The sequence below is a fragment of the Rhizobium sp. Nf11,1 genome, from assembly GCF_050587665.1.
Taxonomy (GTDB): Bacteria; Pseudomonadota; Alphaproteobacteria; order Rhizobiales; family Rhizobiaceae; genus Rhizobium.
This window is the reverse complement of record NZ_JBOBHU010000018.1, coordinates 1-21,092: the sequence shown is the minus strand read 5'-3', so window position 1 is coordinate 21,092 and position 21,092 is coordinate 1. Positions and strand designations below refer to the sequence as shown.

Here is a 21,092-nt window from a genome sequence, read left to right as displayed (position 1 = left end):
GGGTAGGGGCCGCCACGCCAAGTGCGTAGCGGCCTCTTGCTTTTCCTGGCATTTCAGATGGCGCGCACCGTGCCGCCGCGGCGCAGCGTATAAGTGACGTCGAGATGGCGGGCAGGGGCGGCGTTCTCCGCCATGTCGAGAAGCAGTGAGGCGGCTGTCGCACCCATGCTGGCATCCGGCATTTCGATTGTTGTCAGCGGCGGATCGATCAGCCGGCCGATGGCGATGCCGTCGAAGCCCGCGACCGAAACATCCTCCGGCACCGAGATCCCCTCGCGTTTCAGCGCGCCGATAACGCCGAGGGCAAGGAGATCATTGGACGCGATGATCGCCGTCGGCGAAAGCGAATTCATCGCCGTGCTGAGATCGAGCTGGTCGTAGCCGCCGACGAAGGAGATCTGGATCGCATCATGCGGCGTTAGGCCGTTCTCGGCCATCGCGTCGAGATAGCCCTGATAGCGAAGGCGAGCACGGTCGGAGGCTGCGAAATTGCCGGAGAGAAACAGTATGTGCCGATGTCCCATGCCTATCAGGAAGGCCGTGATCTCGCGGCCGGCACTGCGATTGTCGGCGGTGACAGCCGCCGGAAACCGCGCCGTCGGCAGGTTGTTGAGAAGCACGGTCGGTGGCAGCCCGGAAAGCAGCGCCTCGCTCGTCGACGGATCGCACACGGTGAGGATCAGCCCGGTCGGCCGGTCGTTCAGAAGTGCGGCGACGGCATCGGCCTCGCGCGCCGGATCGTAATTCGACTGTGCGATCAACACGCCGTGGCCGGCGACCAGCATGCGGTTCTGGATGCTTGACAGCGACGAGGCGAAGACCGGATTGGTGATGCTTGGGATTAAAACGCCGACCACCGGCCTGCGTCCGAGCCGGCCGGCGGAGTGATAGCCGAGTTCCGCGGCAGCGCGGCGCACCTTGCGCACCATCAGATCGCTGGCTGGCCCGTTGCGGTTTAGAACTCTGCTCGCGGTCGCCAGCGAACATCCTGCCCGGAACGCGACCTGCTGCAATGTCGCCATCGAAAGCGCCTCGCATCAATCAATTTCGTTGCCGGCGCTTTAAAGGGTTTAGATGACAGTGATCTGACACTTCGCTGCGACGATCGGGCAGGGAAATCTTCAGGGGCGGCGTTTGACCACGCGCATGTTCATTTCCGACCGAACCACGAAGCCCTGCGCCTTATAGAGCGAAATGGCCGATGTGTTCGCCGCGTAGGCGTGCAGATAGGCTACGTCGCCGCTGGATCCGATTTCGCCGGCAACGAAGCGAAAGAGCAGGGTACCGAGGCCGCCTCCTTGGAAATCGGGATGGGTACAAAGGCCGCTGAGCTCGATATAGCCCGGCTGCCGCATGCGCTGACCCGCCATCGCCACCAGGCGACCCTCATGCCTTATCCCCCAGAAGCGGCCAAGCATCTGGGCGCGCAAGGTGAATGGGCCCGGTTTGGTCAGGGTTGCCAAATCAAGCATGTCGGCGGCATCAGCCTCCGTCAGCGGCTCGATGCGGGGATCGGAAATTTTCTCGTGAGGCCGCTCGGCAACCATCTGGGTCACCGGCGCCTCCATGATTATGGCAAGACCTCGCGGAACCGCGATTGGTCCAACCTCGACGAGAAACATGCGCTCCTCCCGCGACGGCAGCTTCTCCAGGGCATCGAGGCTTTCCGGCGTATCGTCCGCGGAGGCGGCGAAGGGGACAATGGACGGCGGGTATCGCCTCGCGTAGCTGCCGCCTTCGGAGATATCGGCGTGCGCGGTCTGCAGAGCGCTCCAGATCGGCCGGTCGAGCACATGTTTCATCATCCTTCCTCCTCTTGGGCGTCTGAAAGGACGCGCGGTGCGGCAGCCGTGCTCCGGCGTTTGAGCGGCGCTTCCGCAAGCCCGTCCTCGATGGCCGCGAGCTGTTCGAGGATCGGTCCGTCGAGATCGCCGCAGAGATCCGCAACAGCAGCCGCGACGCGCTGCCAGATCGTCGCCTTCGAATAATCGACGAGTTCCTGTCCCTTGTCGGTCAGCGACACCAGTCTGCGGCGCTGATCGTCCGGCGCCGGCTGCATGTCGACGAAGCCGGATTCGAGAAGCTGGCCGATCGTCCGCGTCGCGCCGGGTTGGGTGATGCCTACCGACTGGGCCAGTTCGCCGATCGTCAGCGGCCCGGTCCGGTCGATCGCCGCCAGGAACGGATACTGACCGGCTTGAATGCCGAGCTCGGCCTCGTCGATGATCTGTTGCGTGTCGGCCTGCAATCGTTCGCCGATGCGCCGCAGCCGGCTGCCCAGACATAGAAAGCCGAGCGTTCGGACCACATCTTCGACCACGCCGACCTCGCCATTTCGATTAGATGTTATATAACACCTTATATATTGCGAGATGCGCCTGTTCAAGGGCAGGGATCAACGGACTCGGATTGCAGAAACATAAAGCATACTCTTAGGATTAACGCGTCCTGTTCAGATCTGAGAATAGGAGTATCGAGAGGACAGTGCTGAGCAGGCCGAGTGATAGTGTGAGCCCGTGATGCCCGATCAGCTGCATTGCCGATCCGGCAGCTGGTGAGGCCGCCATGCCGCCAATGCCCCATGTGAAGGCGAAGGCCGCGTTACCGGCGATCAGGGTCCGGCCGGTGAAACGCTCGCCGAGCTGGATCAGTGACGTGGTGTAAAGCCCGAACGAGACGCCGCCCCAGACGAATACCAGCGGCCAGATGAGCCATGTGGTAAAGAGCGGCGCCAGCAGCAGGCAGCCGGTGAGGCAAGCCAGGACGCAGAATAACATCGTCCGCGTCGCACCGAACCGTTCGGCCGCGCGCCCGAGCAGGACCTGCAGCATCGCATTGCCGGCGACGAAACAGGTGATGAGCGAAGCAATGCGCGCCTCGGCGCTGCCGAGGGCTGCGCCATAGACCGCGAACAGCGAAAGCAGGATCTGCTCGAAGGCGGCTGCCGCGAAAACCGCAAAGAGCAGCAGCGGCGCCAATGCGAAGAAGCCACCGACCGACATTGCCTCGCCTTCGCGAGGCATGTCAGGCAGGCGGGAAGCAACGGCAAGCACGATCAGGCCGCAGGCAAGAAAGGCCGTAACGCCGATGATGAAGGGCGGCCAACTTTCCGTGCCGACGACGCCGAGGGATAGCGGGCCGATGGCGAAACCAGCCGAAACGATCGATGAATAGAGACCCATGATCCGGCCACGGCGCGCCGCCGGCGTGATCGAGATCAGCCAGGTTTCGCTGATGACGTAGAGAGGATTGGCAAAGAAGCCGAGCAGGAAGCGCAGCGGCATCCAGACCCAGGCGTGCTGGATCCAACCAATCGCAACCAGGATGAGGGCGGCCAGGATCGAACAGAGGATAGCAAGCCGCGCCCCGCCGACGCGTCGCGAAAGCGCCGGAATGACGGGCGCCGATAAGATGAAACCCAGCGGCGTCGTCGCTGCCGACAGGCCGATGAGCCCTGACGTCAGCCCCTGCCGTTCCAGGATAAAGCTCAGCAGCGGATAGGTCAGTCCCTGCGCCACGGCAAACACCGTGACCGTCGCAATGATGCCCGCCATCGCGGCCCGTGGGAGCTGATCCTCTTGCGGTGATGTCGTGCTTGCACTCGTCATGCTGATATCCTCGTCAGTCGGTATGGTCTGAAGGGCGCAGCCTGGCCTGAAAGAGGATGAAATCCTGCGGAATAAGGGGAGCGGCGTAATTAAGCCTCGCCAAAACGTTCTCAAAAACTTCCAAACGGACTATAGATCCGCTTCATGCAGGGATCGCGCTTTGCCTTTGGTCCGTTCGTGCTTGATCCGGATGCGGGAACGCTCCTTCGGAACGATGATCCCGTTGCCGTGAGCCACCGCGGGCTGAAGCTGCTTGCGGCGCTTGTCGGGCGAGCCGGCGACATCGTCGCCAAGGCCGAGCTGATGGACGCGGCCTGGCCAGGCATCGCGGTCGAGGAAGGCAACCTCACCGTCCAGATCGCGCAGCTGCGCAAGCTGCTCGGCCCGTCCACCGGCGGCGGCGAATGGATTGCAACGGTTCCGCGCGTTGGCTATCGCTTCACGGGAGCCGTGCATCGACTCAGCGGCATGAAGCGAAAGACCTTGCTGCTGCCTGACAAGCCGTCGATTGCTGTCCTGCCCTTTCTGAATATCGGCAGCGACCGCGAGCAGGAATCCTTCGTGGACGGGCTGACGGAGGACCTGATCACCGATCTCTCCAGGATGCCCGGGCTGTTCGTCATCGCCCGCAACTCCGTCTTCGCATACAAGGGCAAGGCGATCGACGTGCAGAGGATCGCCGAGGAGCTCGGTGTGCGCTACCTGCTCGAGGGCAGCGCAAGGCGTGCCGCTGGGCGCGTGCGCGTCAACGCCAAGCTGATTGACGCGGTCAGCGGCGATCATCTCTGGGCGGAACGTTTCGACCGCAGCTTGGACGATATCTTTGCGGTTCAGGACGAGGTGACGGCCAGGATCGTCGAAGCGCTGCTCGGCCGGCTGCGCGCGCCGCCGCCGCGAAATCGGCCGAAAAACCTCGAGGCCTATGATCTCTGCGTGCGGGCGCGCAAGCTCATGGATGATTCCCCGCAGGCCGCCGAGGAAGCGCATTTGATGCTGACGCGCGCTGTCGCCCTCGAGCCCGACTATGCCGAAGCCTATCGCTGGCTTGCCGTGAACCACTGGATGGGATGGGTTCATAGCGGCGGACCGACGGAATCGACCCGCGGCGCTGCTCTGGAACTGGCGCGCAAGGCTGTTGCGATCGATCCGAACGATGCTGGCTGCCGTTGGGTCCTCGCTTATCTGCTTGCTTATGCACGCGATTTCGCCGAAGCGGATGCGCAATTCGCCAAGGCGATCGAACTCGACCCGAATGAGGCGGACACCTTTGCCGCATTATCCGACATCTCGGTCCTCGCAGGGCGGATCGACGAGGGGCTAGACTATATCGGCAAGGCATTCCGGCTAAACCCGTTTCCGGCAAGTTGGTATTGTCTGGCGCTCGGCCAGGCACAGTATGCGGCGGGGAAATACGAGGCCGCTATCGAGACGCTGCGGCGGGATGAGACTTATCGCACAAGCTCGCGCCGGTTCCTGGCGGCGAGCCTGGCCCAGCTCGGCCGGCTCGACGAGGCGCGTGCCGAAGCGGAACTGTTTCTCGTCGCCAACCCGCATTTTTCAATCGGTCACTGGGCGACGACGGAGCCTTTCCGCGATGCGGCAACCCTTCAGCATTTCGTCGATGGCTACCGCAAGGCCGGTCTCCCTTAACCCATGTCGCTTACACTAGGGTTTCAAAGGCCAGGCGAGTCCTCAGAGTTGGATCGCCTTCGTATTTGATTTGCATCAAGGAAGTTTGCGGTGAGCGGGTAGATGATCGCGCTGTCGTACGGCTGCAACGGCGGCCGGTCGGAGGATCGCTCGATGGCAAACACTGTTCTTCATGCTCAACCTGCAAGTTCCCCGGCGATGTCGGCGCATGTCTCCGTGCCGGTGCTCGGCGCGACGCTCGCCGCCTTCGCCACCATCTCATTCCTGCTGTGCATGCTGCTCGGTTTCATCGCCCCGGAATGGGGTCTACATAGGCCATGGCTGCAGTTCTACCTGGGGCTGACCGGTTTCGACGTTCGAAGTTTGGCACTCGGCATCGTTCAAAGCCTCATCTTCGGCGGCTATGCGGGTGCGTTGATTGCGGCTATCTTTAATTTCATCAGTCGACGTTTCGGCTGAACGGGGTAACGGAGCCGGAGAGATGGGCGCCGACCGCTGCTGTTTCGATTGGATGAACGCATTGCAGGCCGTCCTGGTCGCGCTGGCGCTTCTTTTCGTGCCGGCGTCCGGCGTGCAAGCGATGCAATGCCATGACCGTTCGGTGCAAGAGCAGTTCGAACGCTCCCCCCTCTACAACGATGCCCATGCTTCGCGTCAGACCGGCTCTCAAGCAGCACCCGACCACAAGGCCTGCTGCTCGGTGCCATGCGGTTTTTGCATTGCCGGACCGTAATGAAGCTCAGGCAGCCCAAAATTCCTTTCTTCCTGTCGCGTGGGGCAATCAGACCGGCAGCGGCCTGGCATCTCCTCCCACGCTAGGCCCTCCTCGTTTCCCGGTCTGAGGATGCCGGATTGCGCCTCGGCGCTATCCGGTCGAATCCGCGGGCCTCCTTCAGGAAGCCTGAGACAATGGCCGGCATCGATAGAAGACCGATTGCAATGAACCGCCGCAATTTTCAGTGAAAGCCTTTCCGAAACCCTTTCGAACGAGACACCGTTATGAACGACAATCATTCCCCAGCGGCCTGGAGCGCATACAGCCGCACCGTCTTCATCGCCTTCGCCGCGATCGCTCTGGCGCTCATTGCTTACGAGCACCGCGTGCACGTCCTCGGCATTCTGCCCTGGCTTCTGATCCTGGCCTGCCCGCTGATGCATCTGTTCATGCATCACGGCCATGGCGGACATACCGGCCATTCCCGCCACGACCATGCCAGTCATGGGACCGGTGCCAGCCAACCGAAGACGGAGGAAGACGATGTCTGACACATCGGCATACGGGCGTTGAAGCCTCGTGATCATCAATTCCGCGGTCATCGTGTTTGCCGCGAGCTTCACGAAACTCGAAACAAAAGGTGGGGCGATCGACCAGGTGGCCTAGCGGCTCGTCCGCCGGCCGCCATATTCGATTCCATCCTGTTCCCGCGTCGGAAAGCAGGCGCGGATAGAGCCAACCAAAGGAGAAACGACATGGGAATGACAATGCCAAATGTTATCCTGCTGGCCGCGGCGATTGCCGTAGGCAGTGCAGAGCTCGCCCTTGCGCAGACGAGCGGGGCGGATCCCCACCATCCTGCGGACTCGGCGCAGGCGACTGAGCCGTCGGGAATGGAGGACACGACCGCGCAAGGCCAGGGGGCAATGTCGGGCGGATCAGGCATGATGCAGTCCGCCATGATGGGACAAGGCCAAGGCAATGCGATGCCAATGCAGTGCATGATGATGCAGCCTGGCGCGGCCGGGGGCATGCCGATGCAGCCCGGCATGATGGGGGGCATGCCAACGATGGGTATGCGCGGGCCCATGATGAAGATCATGTTCGCGATCGCCGACACCGACGGGGATGGCGCGCTGTCCTTCGAGGAGGTGACGGCGATCCACAAGCGGATCTTCGGTAGCGTAGACGCCAACAAGGACGGCAAGGTCACACCCGAAGAGATGCAGACGTTCTGGAGGCCATAGCGGAGGCGACCCCGAAGGCCCTGTCGCGAAGCCTCCAAGGATATGATAGGATCGAAATGCATTCACCACGGGAGGGGTAAATGCGCCGTGTCCTTCTGACTTTGCTCCTTTGCGCGCAGTCCGCATCGATGTCGGCGGCGGCCGAGCTTGCCGTATTCCACACCGCTTCGTTCGGCGGCAGCCAGTCGGTCAGTCTCAGTCTCGCGGAGGGAACTGCGTCCCGCGATCCCGCCTTCGACTTCGACGTCGTCATCACGTTGTCGGAATTCGAGGGTGGCGGGGCTGTGCTCTATCAAGACGGAGGAAGACACAAGGCGAGCGTGCGCTGCGTTTCGCCCGCCATGGTCCGGATCAATTCCGCCGACTATGCGGTCGACATTTCGGCGCGGCCGGGAACCGACTGGAAGCACGATCTCTGGTCAGCGCTCTGCAGCGCCCCGCTCTCCTAATCGGCATTACGGCGTGCTTTGATCAATCGAGGTATTAGCCCTTCGGCGGGCGGATTTCCATGAACACGTATGGGGCACCGATCCCCGATGGGATCGCATAAACGTCGTAGGACGCCTGCGGGTCGTCGCCCATTCCCAACGAGCCGGACGGCATGCCCGGCACGGCCAGTCCCTGGACCGGCGGGCGCTCCCGCAGCAGTCGCTGGACGGCATCGAGCGGAACGTGTCCCTCAAGGTAGTATTCCCGGATGACGGCGATGTGGCAGCCCTCCAAGTCGGCGGGAACGCCAAGCCGAGCCTTTACCGCGGCGAGGTCGTCGGTGTTGCGGGCGTCCACGGAATATCCCGCCGCAGCCATCGCCTTCGACCATTCGTGACAGCAACCGCAGTTCGGATCCTTGTAGACCGTCATTCTCTCCGTTGGGGCGGCGAAGACCCCTCCGCCACGAAGCGCAAGGGCGGACGCCGCCATTGCGATGAAGCTTCTCCTGTGCATCGTCTCCACTCCTCGATGCCCTGTCGCCCGGACGTACCCGAGCGACAGGGAGTGCGTTATTTTACTTCGGTGACGGTCAGCTTGCCATTCACGCGTTCGGCAACGAACTCGATGCTCGATCCTTCCTTGAGCTTTTCGAGCAGAGCCGGGTCCTCGACCCTGAAGACCATCGTCATCGCAGGCATGTCGAGGTTCTTCAGGTCTTCATGCTTGATGGTGACCTTCTTCGCCTTCGCGTCGACCTTGTTGACGACGCCCTTGGTGAATTCCTCGGCGAACGCACCGAAGGCCGCGCTGGCTGAAAGCAGGGCGGCAACGCCGATTTTGATCATTGCGGATTTCATCTTCGTGACTCCTTTTACTGAGGGTTACTTGCCAGCGACGGTAACGTCGCCGTGCATGCCGGCTTCGTAGTGGCCGGGGATCAGGCAGGCGAACTTGAACTCGCCGTCGGTGGTGAATTTCCAGACGATCTCGCCGGATTGACCGGCCGGAAGGCGGATGGAGTTAGCGTCGGCATGTTCCATTTCCGGGAACTTTTCCATGACCTTCTTGTGCTCGAGAATCTTGTCTTCTTGATCGAGTACGAATTCGTGGTCGACGGTGCCGGCGTTCTTGACCGCGATCTTGACTGTCTGTCCCTTGCGGACGTTGAAGACCGCGGGCGTGAACAACATTTGCCCGTCGTCGGTTTCCTTCATTGTGACGCGGATCGTCTGCGTCGCTTTAGCCTTGTCGCCAGGCTCTCCGACCGCCATTTTCTCGCCGTGACCACCGGCATGGTTGCCCGAGGCGAAGGCGGGAGTTGCGAGCGCTGCGAGCGCCAGTGCCAGTACACAGTTCTTCATGCGTGCATCCTTCTTTTGAAGTGGGAGATTGAGCCTCAGCCGTTTGTCGGCTTCGGCGTGATTTGCGTCTTCGCGTCCTTGGCCTTGGTCGCGTCCGGCAGCTCGCCGGTCCACTCCCAGGCCTGCGTCCCGGGCGGGTTCTCGTACCAGCCCGGATCCGAGTAATCGTCCGCTTCGATGCCTTCGCGGACCTTCACGACCGAGAACATGCCGCCCATCTCGATCGGGCCATGCGGCCCCCAGCCGGTCATCATCGGGACGGTGTTCTCGGGAATGGGCATTTCCATTTCGCCCATGTCGGCCATGCCTTTGGTGCCCATGGGCATGTAGTCCGGCTGAAGCTTCCTGATCTTCTCGGCAACCTTCGACTTATCAGTGCCGATGAAGGTCGGGATGTCATGGCCCATGGCGTTCATCGTGTGGTGCGATTTGTGGCAGTGGATCGCCCAGTCGCCGAGATACTTGGCGTCGAACTCGTAGGCGCGCATGGCGCCGACAGGGATGTCGACGCTCACCTCCGGCCACCGCGCTTCAGGTCGCACCCAGCCGCCATCGGTGCATGTCACCTCGAAGTCATAGCCATGCATATGTATCGGATGGTTCGTCATCGTCAGGTTGCCGACCCGCACCCGCACCCTGTCGTTCCTTGAAACGACGAGCGGACTGATGTCCGGAAACACGCGGCTGTTCCAGCACCACATGTTGAAATCGGTCATTTCCATGACACGCGGCACATAGGAGCCGGGATCGATGTCGTAGGCGTTGAGCAGGAAGACGAAGTCGCGGTCGACCCGCATGAATGTCGCGTCCTTGGGATGGACGACGAAGAAGCCCATCATGCCCATCGCCATCTGCACCATCTCGTCGGAGTGCGGGTGGTACATGAAAGTGCCTGATTTCACGAGCTCGAACTCGTAGACATAGGTCTTGCCAACTGGGATGTGCGGCTGCGTCAGCCCGCCGACGCCGTCCATGCCCGACGGCAGGATCATGCCGTGCCAGTGGATCGTCGTGTGCTCCGGCAGCTTATTGGTGACGAAGATGCGGACGCGGTCGCCTTCGACCGCCTCGATCGTTGGCCCCGGCGACTGGCCGTTGTAGCCCCAGAGATAGGCGGTCATGCCGTCCGCCATCTCGCGCTCGACCGGTTCGGCGACGAGGTGGAACTCCTTGACGCCGTTGTTCATCCGGTGGGGCAGGGTCCAGCCGTTGAGGGTGACGACCGGCTGATAGTCCGGGCCGGAAGTCGGGTGCAGAGGCGGCTGCATGTCCGCCGATTCCATTGTCGGGGCGTCGGGCAGCCCCATCGCCGAGGTTTTCGTCCATGTGCCCGCCGCCAGCAGCGCTGCGCTCGCACCGAACAATTGTCGTCTGTTGAACATGGTGGGTTCCTTTCTCAATGGCCGTCGCCGCTGCTGCCCGAGGCAGCGGCGACTTCGGTCTCTGCCGACGCGTTGGTCGCGCCGCCGCCGTAGATCGCAGGCGCGAGGTTGGCTTCGGCGAGCCAGAAATCGCGCTTGGCGTTGACGGAGAGCAGAATGGAGTTGATCTTGTCGCGCGTGTCGGTGAGCAGCTCGAAGGTGTTGGTGATCATGCCGTTGTAGGTCAGCAGGGATTCTTCCTCGACCTTGGTGCGCAACGGCACGACATTGTTGCGGTAGTGCCGCGCGATGTCGTAGTTCGAGCGGTACGCCTCGTATGCGGAGCGTGCTTCCGAACGAACGTTGACGGCCTTCTCGGCGAGCTGGTTTGCCGCGCGCATATAGGCCAGCTCGGCCTTGCGCATCCGCGCCTTGCCGGTGTCGAAGATCGGGATCGCGAACTCCAGCTCGACTTGGCCTGTGGTTCTGGTGGTCTTCTCCTCGTCCTCGATTTCCCGTTCCGTTTCGAAACCCGTCAGGATTTCGAGATCGGTTACATAACGCGTCGCTTCGGTGAGCCCGTAGGATCTTGCGGTTGCCTCCAGCTCGAGCTTCGCGACCTGAAGATCGATGCGGTTCCTCAGAGCCTCGGCTTCGATCGTATCGCGTCTGACGACGGCCTTGGGCAGCGGCGGCAGGCTGTTCGGAATCCGGTAGTCCAGGTCGGCCCCCCAGAGACCCATCAGCCGTGTGAGTTCCTCCTTGGCAAGGCGAGCTGCGAGGCGCGCCTTTGCAGTCTCCCCGGCGAGCTCGGCGACGAACACATGTTCACGCGCCTGGGCGCCCTTGGTCATCGCACCGGTCTCGCCAAGTTTCTCCGCAAGTTCGGAGGCGGCGTCCGCCGTCGCCTGGGCGCGCTGCAGCTGCCCGACATTCTCCCAGGCGGCCACCGCCCCGATCCAGGCGCGCCGCGTCTCGGCGGCCACCTGTAGCGTTTTTACGGCAGCGGTCAGTTGCGCCTGGCGGAAGCGGGTGTCGGCGATCGCCACGTCACGATTCCTCGTCGCAAGCGCCAGGATGTTCGTCGTGAGCATCCCCTCGATGGTCTTGAAGGCCTCCAATCCCGGCGTGCCAATGCCTGTCGCGCCGATCGAGACTATCGGGTTGACGAACATCGTCGACTGCCAGGCATCGGCCGCACTGTCGCCGAGATCGGCGTAGGCAGCCTGAAGGCCCTTGTTGTTGAGCAGGGCGATCTGAACCGCCGTCTCGATATCGAGGGTTTTCCGTCGCGCGAGCAGATTTTTGACCTCCGCAGCGACAGAGCGCGCCTGATTCTGGTTCTGGATCCAAACCGTTTGCTTTGCCGTCGCTATCGCGGTCTTGTCGGCAACAGAAGCGAACCCTGCTTGCTTGCTGGAATATTCAGCGCCCGTGACGCAACCGCTCAGCACCAACGGGAACGCCAGCACGGACGTCAATTTTCGGAGGCCGATCATGAGGCGTCTCCTTTCGCGGGAGACTGCAGATCGTTTTGTCTACGCCACGGCTTCGGATCGACGGGCTGCCTGGCGACAAAGCCCGAGACCGGTGACCGATATGCGGCCGGGTGCGGCGACGGCTGTTCGACCGTGGCGGAAGACGCCACCACGTCGGGAGGAAGCGTGGATGTGCAGCCGCCGATGACAAGCGGCAGCCCCACCACAAAAAGCGAGGGTTTCATTATGAAATTTCCGAATGAGAGATAGCTACGGGCGCTCGCCCGGAGTCAGGCGGCGACCGAATGGACCCGATCGAGTGCGGGCGCGTCTCTATTCAGATATTCGGAGGGCGGTGGAGCGGCGGCTGTTCGCCGTAGGTCGTGCGGTCGTCCACGAACTGCCGGATCGAGGTTACGACTGGCCCACCGACGTCGGCGCCTTCACAAATGATGCCGAGCCCGCCGCAGAAATCCTTGCAGCATTCCTGCTTGACGAGCTTCGCACCTCTATCGTCATCGGGCATGTCGATGCGCGAATGGTCGTGATGGCCCGCCGCCGCCACGTCGTGGCCTTCATGGGACTGCATCATCTCTGCGGTGGCCACTTGCGGTTCGGGGAACGGTGAGCCATGCATCGCCGCGCTGGCGTTCGCCAACGAGTACCCCGCCAGTGATACGACGATCACCAGGCGCATCATCACGAGCAACGTGCTCACTGTGATTCGGTACATCTTGCCCATTCCCGAAGAGCTACAGGTAATGCAGCCCGTTTTCAATCGCGGACCTAGCAATTGCCGACATTCGAGTCCTTAATATGACGCATCCAGCGGGGTTGAAGCTGGCCACTTAGATGTTTTTTGCCGGCCGCTTCCGGTGCGGCAGCAGCATCCGGTCGACCGTCTCGTCACGGGCGACCAGTGTGTGCCAGGCCGCTGCGGCCAGATGCAACGCCACCATCGCCAGGATGATCTTCGACCCCAGAACGTGGTAGGGTGCGATTCCAAACCAAAAATAGCTGGCGACGGCGCCCATGCATGCCTGGCCGATGATTGTGGCGTAGAAGGCGTGATGAAGCGCCGTGGCGATCCATCCGGTCCATGTGCCGGGCGCAGTGGGCTCGGGCGGTTGAAATATGCGAAGTGCGAGCCGCACACCCATCAGCAGGCCGATGGCGACCCCCGCGTAGTTATGGAGCTGATGCTGGACGACATCCCACGCGGATGGCGTCATCCCCATGTGGACTGCATGATGAATTCTCTCGATGCTGCCGCCAGTCAGATACTGCACCGGCACCATGAAGGCGACCAGCCAGTGAAGCCCTATCTGAGCGAGCGAATAGCCACTTTTCATTGATCCACTCCAATCGAAGCCGCAGATTATTCGGCTGCGGTTAACGCTTCCGCATCGCCCCTTGCCGAGAACCTCGGGGAGGGTGTCCGCCCTGTTGTCGCCCAGATGAGAAGGGATATGCGTAGAGGCGGCATCACGCCGGTTTGGGAAGCAGCTCTATGAGACGGACCTTTTTCATGGCGACTTTTGGACTGCTCCCTGGCGTGGGAGCCGCTCTCTTGACGACAGTCCCGTCGCCGGCCGCCGAGGATGTCGTGGCGCTTCGACAGGCGGACATGAAGGCCATGGCCGCGGCGGCAAAGACAATTTCCGGCATGTTCAAGGATCCGGCAAGCTATAAGGCAGCCGAGTTCCGATGGGCAGCAGACACCATCCGCGACAGATCCGGCGTCGTTCTTTCCGAACACTTCGCATCCGAGGTGGCCAGCCCACAATCAAAGGCCATGCCGAACATTCTTGAGGAGCGCGAGCGATTCGACCGCATGGCAAACGACCTGCGCGACTATGCCGTCGCGCTCGACGTCGCCGCCCAGAATAATCCGGGACCGATGCCCGCCGGCATGCGAATGACGCCTGGGGAGGCCATGGGTGGCGGCCCCCTCGGCACTCACGTTCGAAGCCAGCAGGAGCTGTCGGCAATGCCGGCGGAGCACGCCTTTCACCTCATGCTGGAGACCTGCACGACCTGCCACGCCCGCTTCAGGGCGCAATAAGCACAACAGGTGTCAAACAGCCATATTCGAAGCCGCCGACATTACATCGCGGGGGGCGGGACCACCGAACAAGTTGCGGCCACCTTCCTCGACTTCCGTGAAACACCAGCGCACGACGCCATCTCGATCGAGCAGGAATTCGCCAACAAGCTGGCCATGGCCAGTGGCGATCATTCGCGTGTCGTCCTCAGTGAATTCATAACCGTCGGCCTTGTCGAGATATTCCATCGCCGCCATCACATCCATGGGCTCTGGCAGCTCGCCCGGCATGTCGACCTGCATTGACGACATTGTGCTCATGCTGACCTTGTACGGCCATTCGTTCTCGGATTCGGTGAACTCGATATTCGGCAAGCCGAAAGCTCTGTGCGATACCCGTTCGGGGTCGGAGGCCGCGAGCAAATTGGGAAGCGGGTGGTAGCGGAAATAGAGGCGCGCTCGCTCGATCGGAGTATTGACGACCGTGAGGCTATCGATGCCTTTTTCCTGCAGCGCATCGGTGAGTTCGGCCATGGCGGCGATCTGCCGGCGGCAGAAGGGGCAGTGCAGGCCGCGAAACAAGCCGACGAGCACCGGCTTCTGACCGCGAAAATCATCGATGGCGATCTTGCCATGGCGGGTGATCGCATCCAGCACCACGTTGGGCGCGCGATCCCCAGGCTGTAATGGTTTATCGGCGTGGTTCTCCTGCATTGTTAGTTCCTCCCTTTATGTCTCTGAATCGCTTTGGCGAATTGATGCAGAGCGACGAGTGAGATGCGAAGCCTTCAGTCGAGAAACGGCAAGACGACGAATGTGCCGGGGTCAAGCTTGTGGCGGATGCACACATCCTGCGCCAGCGCGAAATACCGTTCCGCTTCATCCATGTCGTCATGTTCAAGGCTCAGTGTCGCCAAGCCATCATAACACGGAAAGAGCAGTTGCGGCTCGTCAATTTCCTTCGCCACCTCAAGGGCTTCCTCGTAATACTTACGAGCTAGGTTTGGCTGTCCATGGCATTGGTGTATCTGCCCGAGTACGATCAGCGGTACGGACAGATGGTCGCGCTGATCGAGCGCCCGGTCGATTTCGACCGCCTTCTCCGCCGCCGGCACGCCCTCGGCTCCACAGCGATCGGTGAAGGTGCAGCAGGAGACCGCGAGATTGGCGAGAAGACGCGCCTGGAAGCCGAGATCGCCGATGCGGGTGGCGACCTCCAATCCGCGTCGGCAGATCCTGATGGCGTTGGCCGGATCGACGATCGTGTAGAGAACGCCGAGGTTGGAATAGGCGCGGCAGGCGGCGCTTTGCAGATCGGCCTTTTCGGCGACCGAGAGGCTGCGCTCCACTTCCTGCACGGCATCACGGCGGCGTCCGAGACGCGCGAGTGCTGCACCTTTGGTGTTCAGCGCCTCTGCCATCGCCCGCGCTGCCTCCCGTCCGGCCTCGGTCGTTCCATCGATCGGCAGTGTTTGCAGGCATTGCAGCGCCTGTGTCGCCCATTCGGCAGCAGCAGCCTGGTCGCCGGTGCGGAAGGCAAGGTGGCCGCGTTCTTGCAGGAGATGGGCATGTTCGACCGGCGCATCGATCGGCGCGATCATCGTTTCGGCTTCGGCACAATGGGCCTCCGCCTGATCGCGGCGTCCCGCATCGAGATGCAGGCGGCTGATCTTGCGCAAGATCCTCGCAGCGGCGATCCGATCATCTTTCGCGCGGTGGATCGCGAGTGCTCGCTGATAATGGTTCAGGGCGGCCTCACGCCGGCCGGCAGGACCGCAGAGATCGCCAAGGCGCTCCAACAGTGCCAATTGCTCCGGCGGCGCCTCCTGCTCGTCGGCGAAGGCAGCAAGAGCCTGTCGGTAAAGACGCATGGCATCGTCATTGGCGTATATCTTGCGCGCCATATCGCCGGCCGCCATGAGATAGCTGGCCCCCTTGGCCTTTTCGGTGGTCAGGCTGAAATGATGGCCGAGCTGCGCCAGATGCTCTGCTCGATCCGGCGCCACGCCATATTGGCGTTCCAGCGCCCGGCCGATCCGTCGGTGAAGCTCCATGCGGCGTTGCAGCAGCAGATTGTGGTAGATGACATCGTGCATCAAGGTCTGGCTGAAGCGATAGCCCGGCGCTGTCTCGGCGTCCGGTCCACGCAACTCCTCGATGATATTGGCATCGCAGAGATAATCCAGCGCTGCATCGATGCCGGCCGGATCGGTCGCGACGGTGCGGAGCAGGGCGGTATCGAACTTCGGGCCGACGACGGCAGCCTCCTGCGCCAGACGTCTGATCTCCTGCGGTAACCTGTCGACGCGGGCAAGCAACAGGGCTTGCAAATTGACCGGTATATCGACATCCGCGTCTTCGGCTGCGACATGCCAGCGCTGCCCGTCATTGTGCAGCGCGCCCATGTCGATCAGGCCGCGCAGGATTTCTTCGATAAACAGCGGATTGCCGCCGGCGCGCTCGAGGATGCGCTTGCGCATTGGCGCCGGCAACTTGCCGTGACCCTCGCCAAAAAAGGCGGCAAGCAGCTTCTGCCCATCGGCAGCGAAGAGGGGGCCGAGACGCTGAACAGTGACGCTGACGCGATCGGAGTTCAGCGGATCCGTCTGCGACGTCGGCCGGTAAATCGCAAGCAGCATCAGTCGGCTGCGCTCCAGCCGGTCCATCATGAAACGCAGCACTTCCAGTGAGGCGGCATCCGCCCAGTGGAGATCCTCGATCACAAGCAGGAGAGGGCCTTGTGCCAGCCGCCGCTCGAAGATGGTTCGGACCGCATAGAAGATCTGGCGACGCAATTGTTCCGGTTCGATGTGCCGGAGCGCGCCATCGGGATCGCCGAGGCCGAGAACATGGAAAAAGAGCGGCAAAAGCGCCGCGACGTCGTCAGGCCCGAGATCGAGGGCACGGAATCCCGTTGTCAGCAGTTGCCGTGTCCTGTCGGGATCGTCCCGCTCGCCGATTCCATAGGCGCTCCGCACGACCGCGGCGAGCGTGCCGTAGGATTGTTCGCCGAGGGGAGAGCAGGTGGCTCTGCGGATAGCAAGCCCAGGAAAACGGTCCGTGTTGCCGGCGATCCCGACGAATTCGCTGGCCAGACGCGATTTGCCGATGCCCGCTTCGCCGATCAGGCGGACAAGCTGCGCGGCGCCGCCACAGGCAAGATCGAGGCAGGTCAACAGGCGCGACAATTCCGCGTCCCGACCGACCATCGGCGCCTGAAGGCCGAAACTTTCGAGCCCGCGTGCCGTATGCGGCGCTTCCAGCAGTCCGGTCAGCCGATGCACGAGGACGTTTCCAACCTTACCTCGCAGGGTTTGCGCGCCGAGGCTGTCGAAGGCAAAGGCGTGGCGGGTGAGACGGTAGGTCAGCGGACCAACGAGAATATCGTTTTCGCCGGCCATGGATTGCAGCCGTTGTGCGGTGTTCACCGTGTCGCCGGTCACGGAATAGGATTTTGTACTGGCGGCGCCGAAGCCGCCAGTGACCACAGGGCCGCTATTGATGCCGATATGCAAGCGCAGCGGCACGCCCGCACGCGACTGCCAGCGCTTGTCGACCGCAGCGGCCCGATCGATCATATCAAGTGCGGCGCCAAGCGCCCGCACCGGATCGTCCTCATGGGCGACCGGCGCCCCGAACAGCGCCAGCAGTGCATCGCCGACAAATTTGTCGACGAAGCCGCCATAGGCTTCCACCGCCCGGGTCATCTCTTCGAACAATTCGTTCTGCAGCACCCGCATGATTTCGGGGTCGATCTGCTCGCTCAACGTCGTGAAGCCGCAGAGATCGGCAAAGAGCACCGTCACCGGCCGACGGTCGGCATCGCCATCGGATTCAGCCGGTGCCGTCTCGATGGCCGGCTTCGCGGCCGGCTGGGCTTTGCCTGAGATCGACGCGCCGCATCTCGGGCAAAAGGCAAAATCAGGCTGACATGGATAACCGCAGGCCGCGCAGGACAGGGGTTGCCTTGCGCCGCATCGCGGACAGAAAGCAAAACCGCTCTGAATGTCGAAACCGCAGCCGGCGCATTCCATCGCAGGCATCTCACGAAAACCCCATGTGCGACAGCGACATCGGCCGCTGCCGGCGGCTTCTCAATGGGGATAAGAATGAACCTGCTTACGAAGACCCGCAAGCACAAACAGCCGACGGCCAACCTAGCGGCCTGCCTTTGCGGTTCCTCTATGCGGCTGACGGCAAAATTCGATCAGCTGCTCCGAGGTCATTGGCCGCGCCAGTGCGTAACCTTGCAGCAGATGGCAGCCGAGATCTTTCAGGATCTTCGCGTGCTCCATTGTCTCCACGCCTTCGGCAACGATGTCGATGTTCTGTGATCGGCCGATTTCGATGATCGAGGAGACCAGACGGCGTTGAGAAGGAGAGGCGAGGATCGGCTTGACAATCTCTCGATCGATCTTGAGCCTTCGGGGTTCAAATCGAAGCAAGCTGACGATACTGGCATGTTCAGTGCCGAAATCGTCGATTTCGATTTCTATGCCGAGCGCCTTGATGGCTGGAATCACCTCATTGAGAGCAGGCTGAAGCTCATCGAAGGAGATTGTTTCAAGCAGCTCGAAACACAGGCGGCCCCTCACTACGGGAAGGGCCGAAAGCTCGGCAAGCAGATTTGCCTGCGCCAGTCGGCGCGCGGATATATTGACCGAGACCCGGGGGATTTGCAGTCCCAAGCCGTCCCATCTCGTCAGCTCGAAGAGTGCCTTTTGCAGGATCAGTCTATCCATGTCGCCGCTACGCCCGAGCCGTTCCGCAGCATCAAGAAACTCGGTGGGGCCGAGCAGACCTCTTCGCGGATGATCCCAGCGGGCGAGGGCTTCGACGCCTGCGACCGCCAATGTGGTTGCGTCGAACTGCGGCTGGAAGAACGCGACGAACTCGTCGCGTTCGAGCGCTTGGTTGAATTCATCCGCCAGTTCTTTCGAATGGACTGCGGCGCTTCGAAGCTCTTCGGTGAAGATAGCGGCGCGACCGCGACCCGCCTTCTTCGCCTCGTAGAGCGCCAGATCGGCATTCAGGAGCAACTGGCCGAGGTCCTGCCGAGAAGGTTCAGCCTCCCAGGCGACCCCGACGCTTGCTCCGACCACATAGGCTGCTCCATCGATAAAAATGTTGCGCTGAAGCGCGTCGACAATCTGCTTGGCCAATTCGGTTGCTTTAGGCTCAGGATTGGCGCTCCAGCTGGCGAAAATGAACTCGTCTCCACCGATGCGAGCCGCGACGTCGTTCGGACCGGCCAAATCGGCGAGCCGCAAAGCCGTGGCCTGGAGGACGATGTCACCGCCGGCATGGCCCTTCGTGTCGTTGATCTCTTTAAACCGGTCAAGGTCGATATGGATGAGGATCAGGCAATCGTGCGGAGCCGGCCGCGGCGGCTGCGAGATCATCTGGTCGACGAATCGTCGATTGGGAAGTCCCGTCAGTGCGTCGTGCAGTGACAGGTATTCCAGGCGCTGCCGCGCGCGAACGAGCTTCTTCTTGTGCAGGCGAAGTTTTTCGATGGTTCTTTGGCGCGATCTGGTCAGAAAGCCGACCCAGACGATGGGGGCAACGACACAGAAGGCCAATAAACTTGCATAGAACTCGAAGGCGCCGATCCCGTTATTTTGGCCCCATCCATGCTTCGGACGCGCGGCGAGGGTCCATCGGCCGTAGGTCATATCCACGTTCGCGACGACCGGCTTTCTTTGAAAGGTCTCCAGGTCGCCGAGAAACACTTGTTTGGGCGATTCCGGCTCCGGTTCGGTGCTGATGGCAATCTCAAGATCGGTCGAACGAAGACCGCTATCTCCATAAAGCTTTGGAATATCTATGATTCCGGAAAGAAGGCCCCAAAATATCTGGCTATTTCCGTCGGTGATATAGACAGGACACCTGACCACGAAAGCCATTCCGCCTTGGACAAGCTCCACCGGGCCAGTCAAGACGATGTTGTGGGTGTTGCGCGCCAGCATCGCGGCAGCCCGTTGCTTCTCGTTCTTCCGGTAGTCGAGCCCGATGGCTCTTTCATTTCCTTTTTCCGGATAGACCCAACTGACCACCATGTCAGGCGCTGCGGCGAAGCTTCGCAATTGTGAATCAGGCTGCAGGATCCGTGCTGCAAGTTTCGAAAATCCGTTCTGACCCATTGCGGGATCGACGGAGATACCCGCCGCCAGCCCTTGTAACAGTTTCACATTGCTATTCAGATTCGTCTGCAGCCGAGATGATATCGTGGCAAGCTCACCGGCGACAATCGAACGTTCATCGGCGAGAGCGCGCTCCAGCCGCCAATTCGTTGCCACCCAGACGACGATGGCCGCGATAATGGCCGCAAATACCGCTGGCGCGAAGGCGCTTACATGGCCGGTTAGGCAGCCCGCGCGGCTGCGCGCTATCTCTGGGTTTTTTCGAAACTTCATCAGCTCGCCGGTGTGGTGGTAAGAGCGTATCCTTGCACAGTTTCTTTAAGGCAACGCTAAACCGACCAATACGGTTCGAATATCGTCCGTCCGGATGCATGGATACCTAGATTTTTGCAGGGCACACACCGCGCATCGCAATCAGTCCCATCCGCTTGTCTCCCAGCTCATCAAAACCCGGGGAGAGTGACACTCTTACTTTGCAGAAACAGGACACTTTAACTTTGCGGTGTGAGGTCACGTTAGCCTTGCCGAACTTCTTGCGAAACTGAATGAGATCGCACTCCCAATGGCCGAACTGCTTGCGCTCGGCGACAGTGTCAGGACGGTGAAGGATGTTGAGTTCCGGGCTGAAGCGGCGACCGTGACGCCGGCGGGCATGCCGCGGTCTGCGTCTCGCACGACGCTCCGGCAGGTGCCGCCACAGTTTGATGGCCTGACCGTCTGCGGAATAGGCGAACTTGTAGATCGTCTCATAACTGACGCAGATTGGATGGCGCTCCAGCCGCATGCTGCCGGCGATTTGCTGTGGCGACCAGCCATGGATGATCCGTTCGATCACGGATTGGCGCACATGGGAAAACCGGGCGAGCTTGCGCAGCTTGGCTCGGCGCTCACGCGCCATCTCGTGGGCAGTCACGCAATAGTAGCCGTTCAGATCCGGCATCTGCCGGTCTTCAAAAGCATTCCGCTTGAGCTCGCGGAAAATCGTCGAGCGATGCCGGCCGAGCTTCTCGGCAATGACGGTGGCGCTCAGGCCGGCCGCTCGCCAGCGAGCGA

Annotated in this window: 22 protein-coding genes and 1 pseudogene; 7 read left to right on the top strand and 16 right to left on the bottom strand. The window is 61.7% G+C overall.

Annotation, left to right across the window (positions count from 1 at the left end; genetic code table 11):
• Window positions 1-53: 53 nt before the first annotated feature.
• The 4 genes from ACQ7C1_RS23255 to ACQ7C1_RS23240 form a co-directional block, all read right to left on the bottom strand.
• Complete coding sequence (locus ACQ7C1_RS23255; RefSeq protein WP_430959947.1) at window positions 54-1,022, bottom strand: substrate-binding domain-containing protein; 969 nt, start codon at window positions 1,020-1,022, stop codon at window positions 54-56.
• A gap of 99 nt (window positions 1,023-1,121) precedes the next feature.
• The gene (locus ACQ7C1_RS23250; protein WP_430960008.1) at window positions 1,122-1,802 is read right to left on the bottom strand and encodes a GNAT family N-acetyltransferase; all 681 of its coding nucleotides are present in this window, start codon (window positions 1,800-1,802) and stop codon (window positions 1,122-1,124) included.
• Window positions 1,802-2,320: a MarR family winged helix-turn-helix transcriptional regulator gene (locus ACQ7C1_RS23245; RefSeq protein ID WP_430959946.1), complete on the bottom strand. Its 519-nt coding sequence runs from the start codon at window positions 2,318-2,320 to the stop codon at window positions 1,802-1,804. Before ACQ7C1_RS23245 ends, ACQ7C1_RS23250 begins: the two co-directional genes overlap by 1 nt.
• 118 nt (window positions 2,321-2,438) lie before the next feature.
• The gene (locus ACQ7C1_RS23240; RefSeq protein ID WP_430959945.1) at window positions 2,439-3,608 is read right to left on the bottom strand and encodes an MFS transporter; all 1,170 of its coding nucleotides are present in this window, start codon (window positions 3,606-3,608) and stop codon (window positions 2,439-2,441) included.
• A gap of 144 nt (window positions 3,609-3,752) precedes the next feature.
• Between ACQ7C1_RS23240 and ACQ7C1_RS23235 the strand changes: the two genes are divergently transcribed.
• The 6 genes from ACQ7C1_RS23235 (at window position 3,753) to ACQ7C1_RS23210 (ending at window position 7,669) form a co-directional block, all read left to right on the top strand.
• Entirely contained in the window at window positions 3,753-5,258 is a 1,506-nt protein-coding gene (locus ACQ7C1_RS23235) for a winged helix-turn-helix domain-containing tetratricopeptide repeat protein (RefSeq protein WP_430959944.1), read from the top strand.
• Between the two features lie 153 nt (window positions 5,259-5,411).
• Window positions 5,412-5,717, top strand: a complete 306-nt coding sequence (locus tag ACQ7C1_RS23230; RefSeq protein WP_430959943.1) for a hypothetical protein — start codon at window positions 5,412-5,414, stop codon at window positions 5,715-5,717.
• Window positions 5,718-5,739: 22 nt separating this feature from the next.
• Window positions 5,740-5,991 carry a hypothetical protein gene (locus tag ACQ7C1_RS23225; protein ID WP_430959942.1) on the top strand — a complete coding sequence of 84 codons (252 nt, stop codon included), beginning with the start codon at window positions 5,740-5,742 and terminating at the stop codon, window positions 5,989-5,991.
• A 266-nt stretch (window positions 5,992-6,257) separates the two neighbouring features.
• Complete coding sequence (locus tag ACQ7C1_RS23220) at window positions 6,258-6,524, top strand: DUF2933 domain-containing protein (protein ID WP_430959941.1); 267 nt, start codon at window positions 6,258-6,260, stop codon at window positions 6,522-6,524.
• Window positions 6,525-6,728: 204 nt separating this feature from the next.
• The gene (locus ACQ7C1_RS23215; RefSeq protein WP_430959940.1) at window positions 6,729-7,220 is read left to right on the top strand and encodes an EF-hand domain-containing protein; all 492 of its coding nucleotides are present in this window, start codon (window positions 6,729-6,731) and stop codon (window positions 7,218-7,220) included.
• A gap of 80 nt (window positions 7,221-7,300) precedes the next feature.
• Window positions 7,301-7,669, top strand: a complete 369-nt coding sequence (locus tag ACQ7C1_RS23210) for a hypothetical protein (RefSeq protein WP_430959939.1) — start codon at window positions 7,301-7,303, stop codon at window positions 7,667-7,669.
• A gap of 34 nt (window positions 7,670-7,703) precedes the next feature.
• Here the strand turns inward: ACQ7C1_RS23210 and ACQ7C1_RS23205 are convergent, their stop codons facing one another.
• The 8 genes from ACQ7C1_RS23205 to ACQ7C1_RS23170 all read right to left on the bottom strand — a co-directional run bounded on the left by ACQ7C1_RS23205 (window position 7,704) and on the right by ACQ7C1_RS23170 (window position 13,204).
• A complete protein-coding gene (locus ACQ7C1_RS23205) occupies window positions 7,704-8,165 on the bottom strand; it encodes a DUF411 domain-containing protein (RefSeq protein WP_430959938.1) in 462 nt (153 codons plus the stop codon).
• Window positions 8,166-8,221: 56 nt separating this feature from the next.
• Entirely contained in the window at window positions 8,222-8,509 is a 288-nt protein-coding gene (locus tag ACQ7C1_RS23200; protein ID WP_430959937.1) for a copper-binding protein, read from the bottom strand.
• Window positions 8,510-8,533: 24 nt separating this feature from the next.
• Entirely contained in the window at window positions 8,534-9,013 is a 480-nt protein-coding gene (locus ACQ7C1_RS23195) for a cupredoxin domain-containing protein (protein ID WP_430959936.1), read from the bottom strand.
• 35 nt (window positions 9,014-9,048) lie between these two features.
• Window positions 9,049-10,395, bottom strand: a complete 1,347-nt coding sequence (locus ACQ7C1_RS23190; RefSeq protein WP_430959935.1) for a multicopper oxidase family protein — start codon at window positions 10,393-10,395, stop codon at window positions 9,049-9,051.
• 14 nt (window positions 10,396-10,409) lie between these two features.
• On the bottom strand, window positions 10,410-11,873 hold the full coding sequence (locus ACQ7C1_RS23185; protein ID WP_430959934.1) for a TolC family protein: 1,464 nt from the start codon (window positions 11,871-11,873) through the stop codon (window positions 10,410-10,412).
• Entirely contained in the window at window positions 11,870-12,097 is a 228-nt protein-coding gene (locus ACQ7C1_RS23180) for a hypothetical protein (protein WP_221112432.1), read from the bottom strand. The genes ACQ7C1_RS23185 and ACQ7C1_RS23180 overlap by 4 nt, the downstream gene beginning before the upstream one ends.
• Window positions 12,098-12,189: 92 nt before the next feature.
• Window positions 12,190-12,585, bottom strand: a complete 396-nt coding sequence (locus ACQ7C1_RS23175) for a hypothetical protein (RefSeq protein WP_430959933.1) — start codon at window positions 12,583-12,585, stop codon at window positions 12,190-12,192.
• 115 nt (window positions 12,586-12,700) lie between these two features.
• On the bottom strand, window positions 12,701-13,204 hold the full coding sequence (locus ACQ7C1_RS23170; protein ID WP_430959932.1) for a cytochrome b: 504 nt from the start codon (window positions 13,202-13,204) through the stop codon (window positions 12,701-12,703).
• A 176-nt stretch (window positions 13,205-13,380) separates the two neighbouring features.
• Between ACQ7C1_RS23170 and ACQ7C1_RS23165 the strand changes: the two genes are divergently transcribed.
• The gene (locus ACQ7C1_RS23165; protein ID WP_430960007.1) at window positions 13,381-13,917 is read left to right on the top strand and encodes a cytochrome c; all 537 of its coding nucleotides are present in this window, start codon (window positions 13,381-13,383) and stop codon (window positions 13,915-13,917) included.
• 12 nt (window positions 13,918-13,929) lie between these two features.
• Here the strand turns inward: ACQ7C1_RS23165 and ACQ7C1_RS23160 are convergent, their stop codons facing one another.
• The 4 genes and pseudogenes from ACQ7C1_RS23160 to ACQ7C1_RS23145 all read right to left on the bottom strand — a co-directional run.
• Window positions 13,930-14,610 carry a peroxiredoxin-like family protein gene (locus tag ACQ7C1_RS23160; RefSeq protein ID WP_085778194.1) on the bottom strand — a complete coding sequence of 227 codons (681 nt, stop codon included), beginning with the start codon at window positions 14,608-14,610 and terminating at the stop codon, window positions 13,930-13,932.
• A gap of 74 nt (window positions 14,611-14,684) precedes the next feature.
• A complete protein-coding gene (locus tag ACQ7C1_RS23155; protein WP_430960006.1) occupies window positions 14,685-17,930 on the bottom strand; it encodes an adenylate/guanylate cyclase domain-containing protein in 3,246 nt (1,081 codons plus the stop codon).
• A 123-nt stretch (window positions 17,931-18,053) separates the two neighbouring features.
• Complete coding sequence (locus tag ACQ7C1_RS23150; RefSeq protein WP_430959931.1) at window positions 18,054-20,312, bottom strand: bifunctional diguanylate cyclase/phosphodiesterase; 2,259 nt, start codon at window positions 20,310-20,312, stop codon at window positions 18,054-18,056.
• A 232-nt stretch (window positions 20,313-20,544) separates the two neighbouring features.
• Window positions 20,545-21,092: pseudogene (locus ACQ7C1_RS23145) on the bottom strand (IS30 family transposase); the annotation flags it as partial.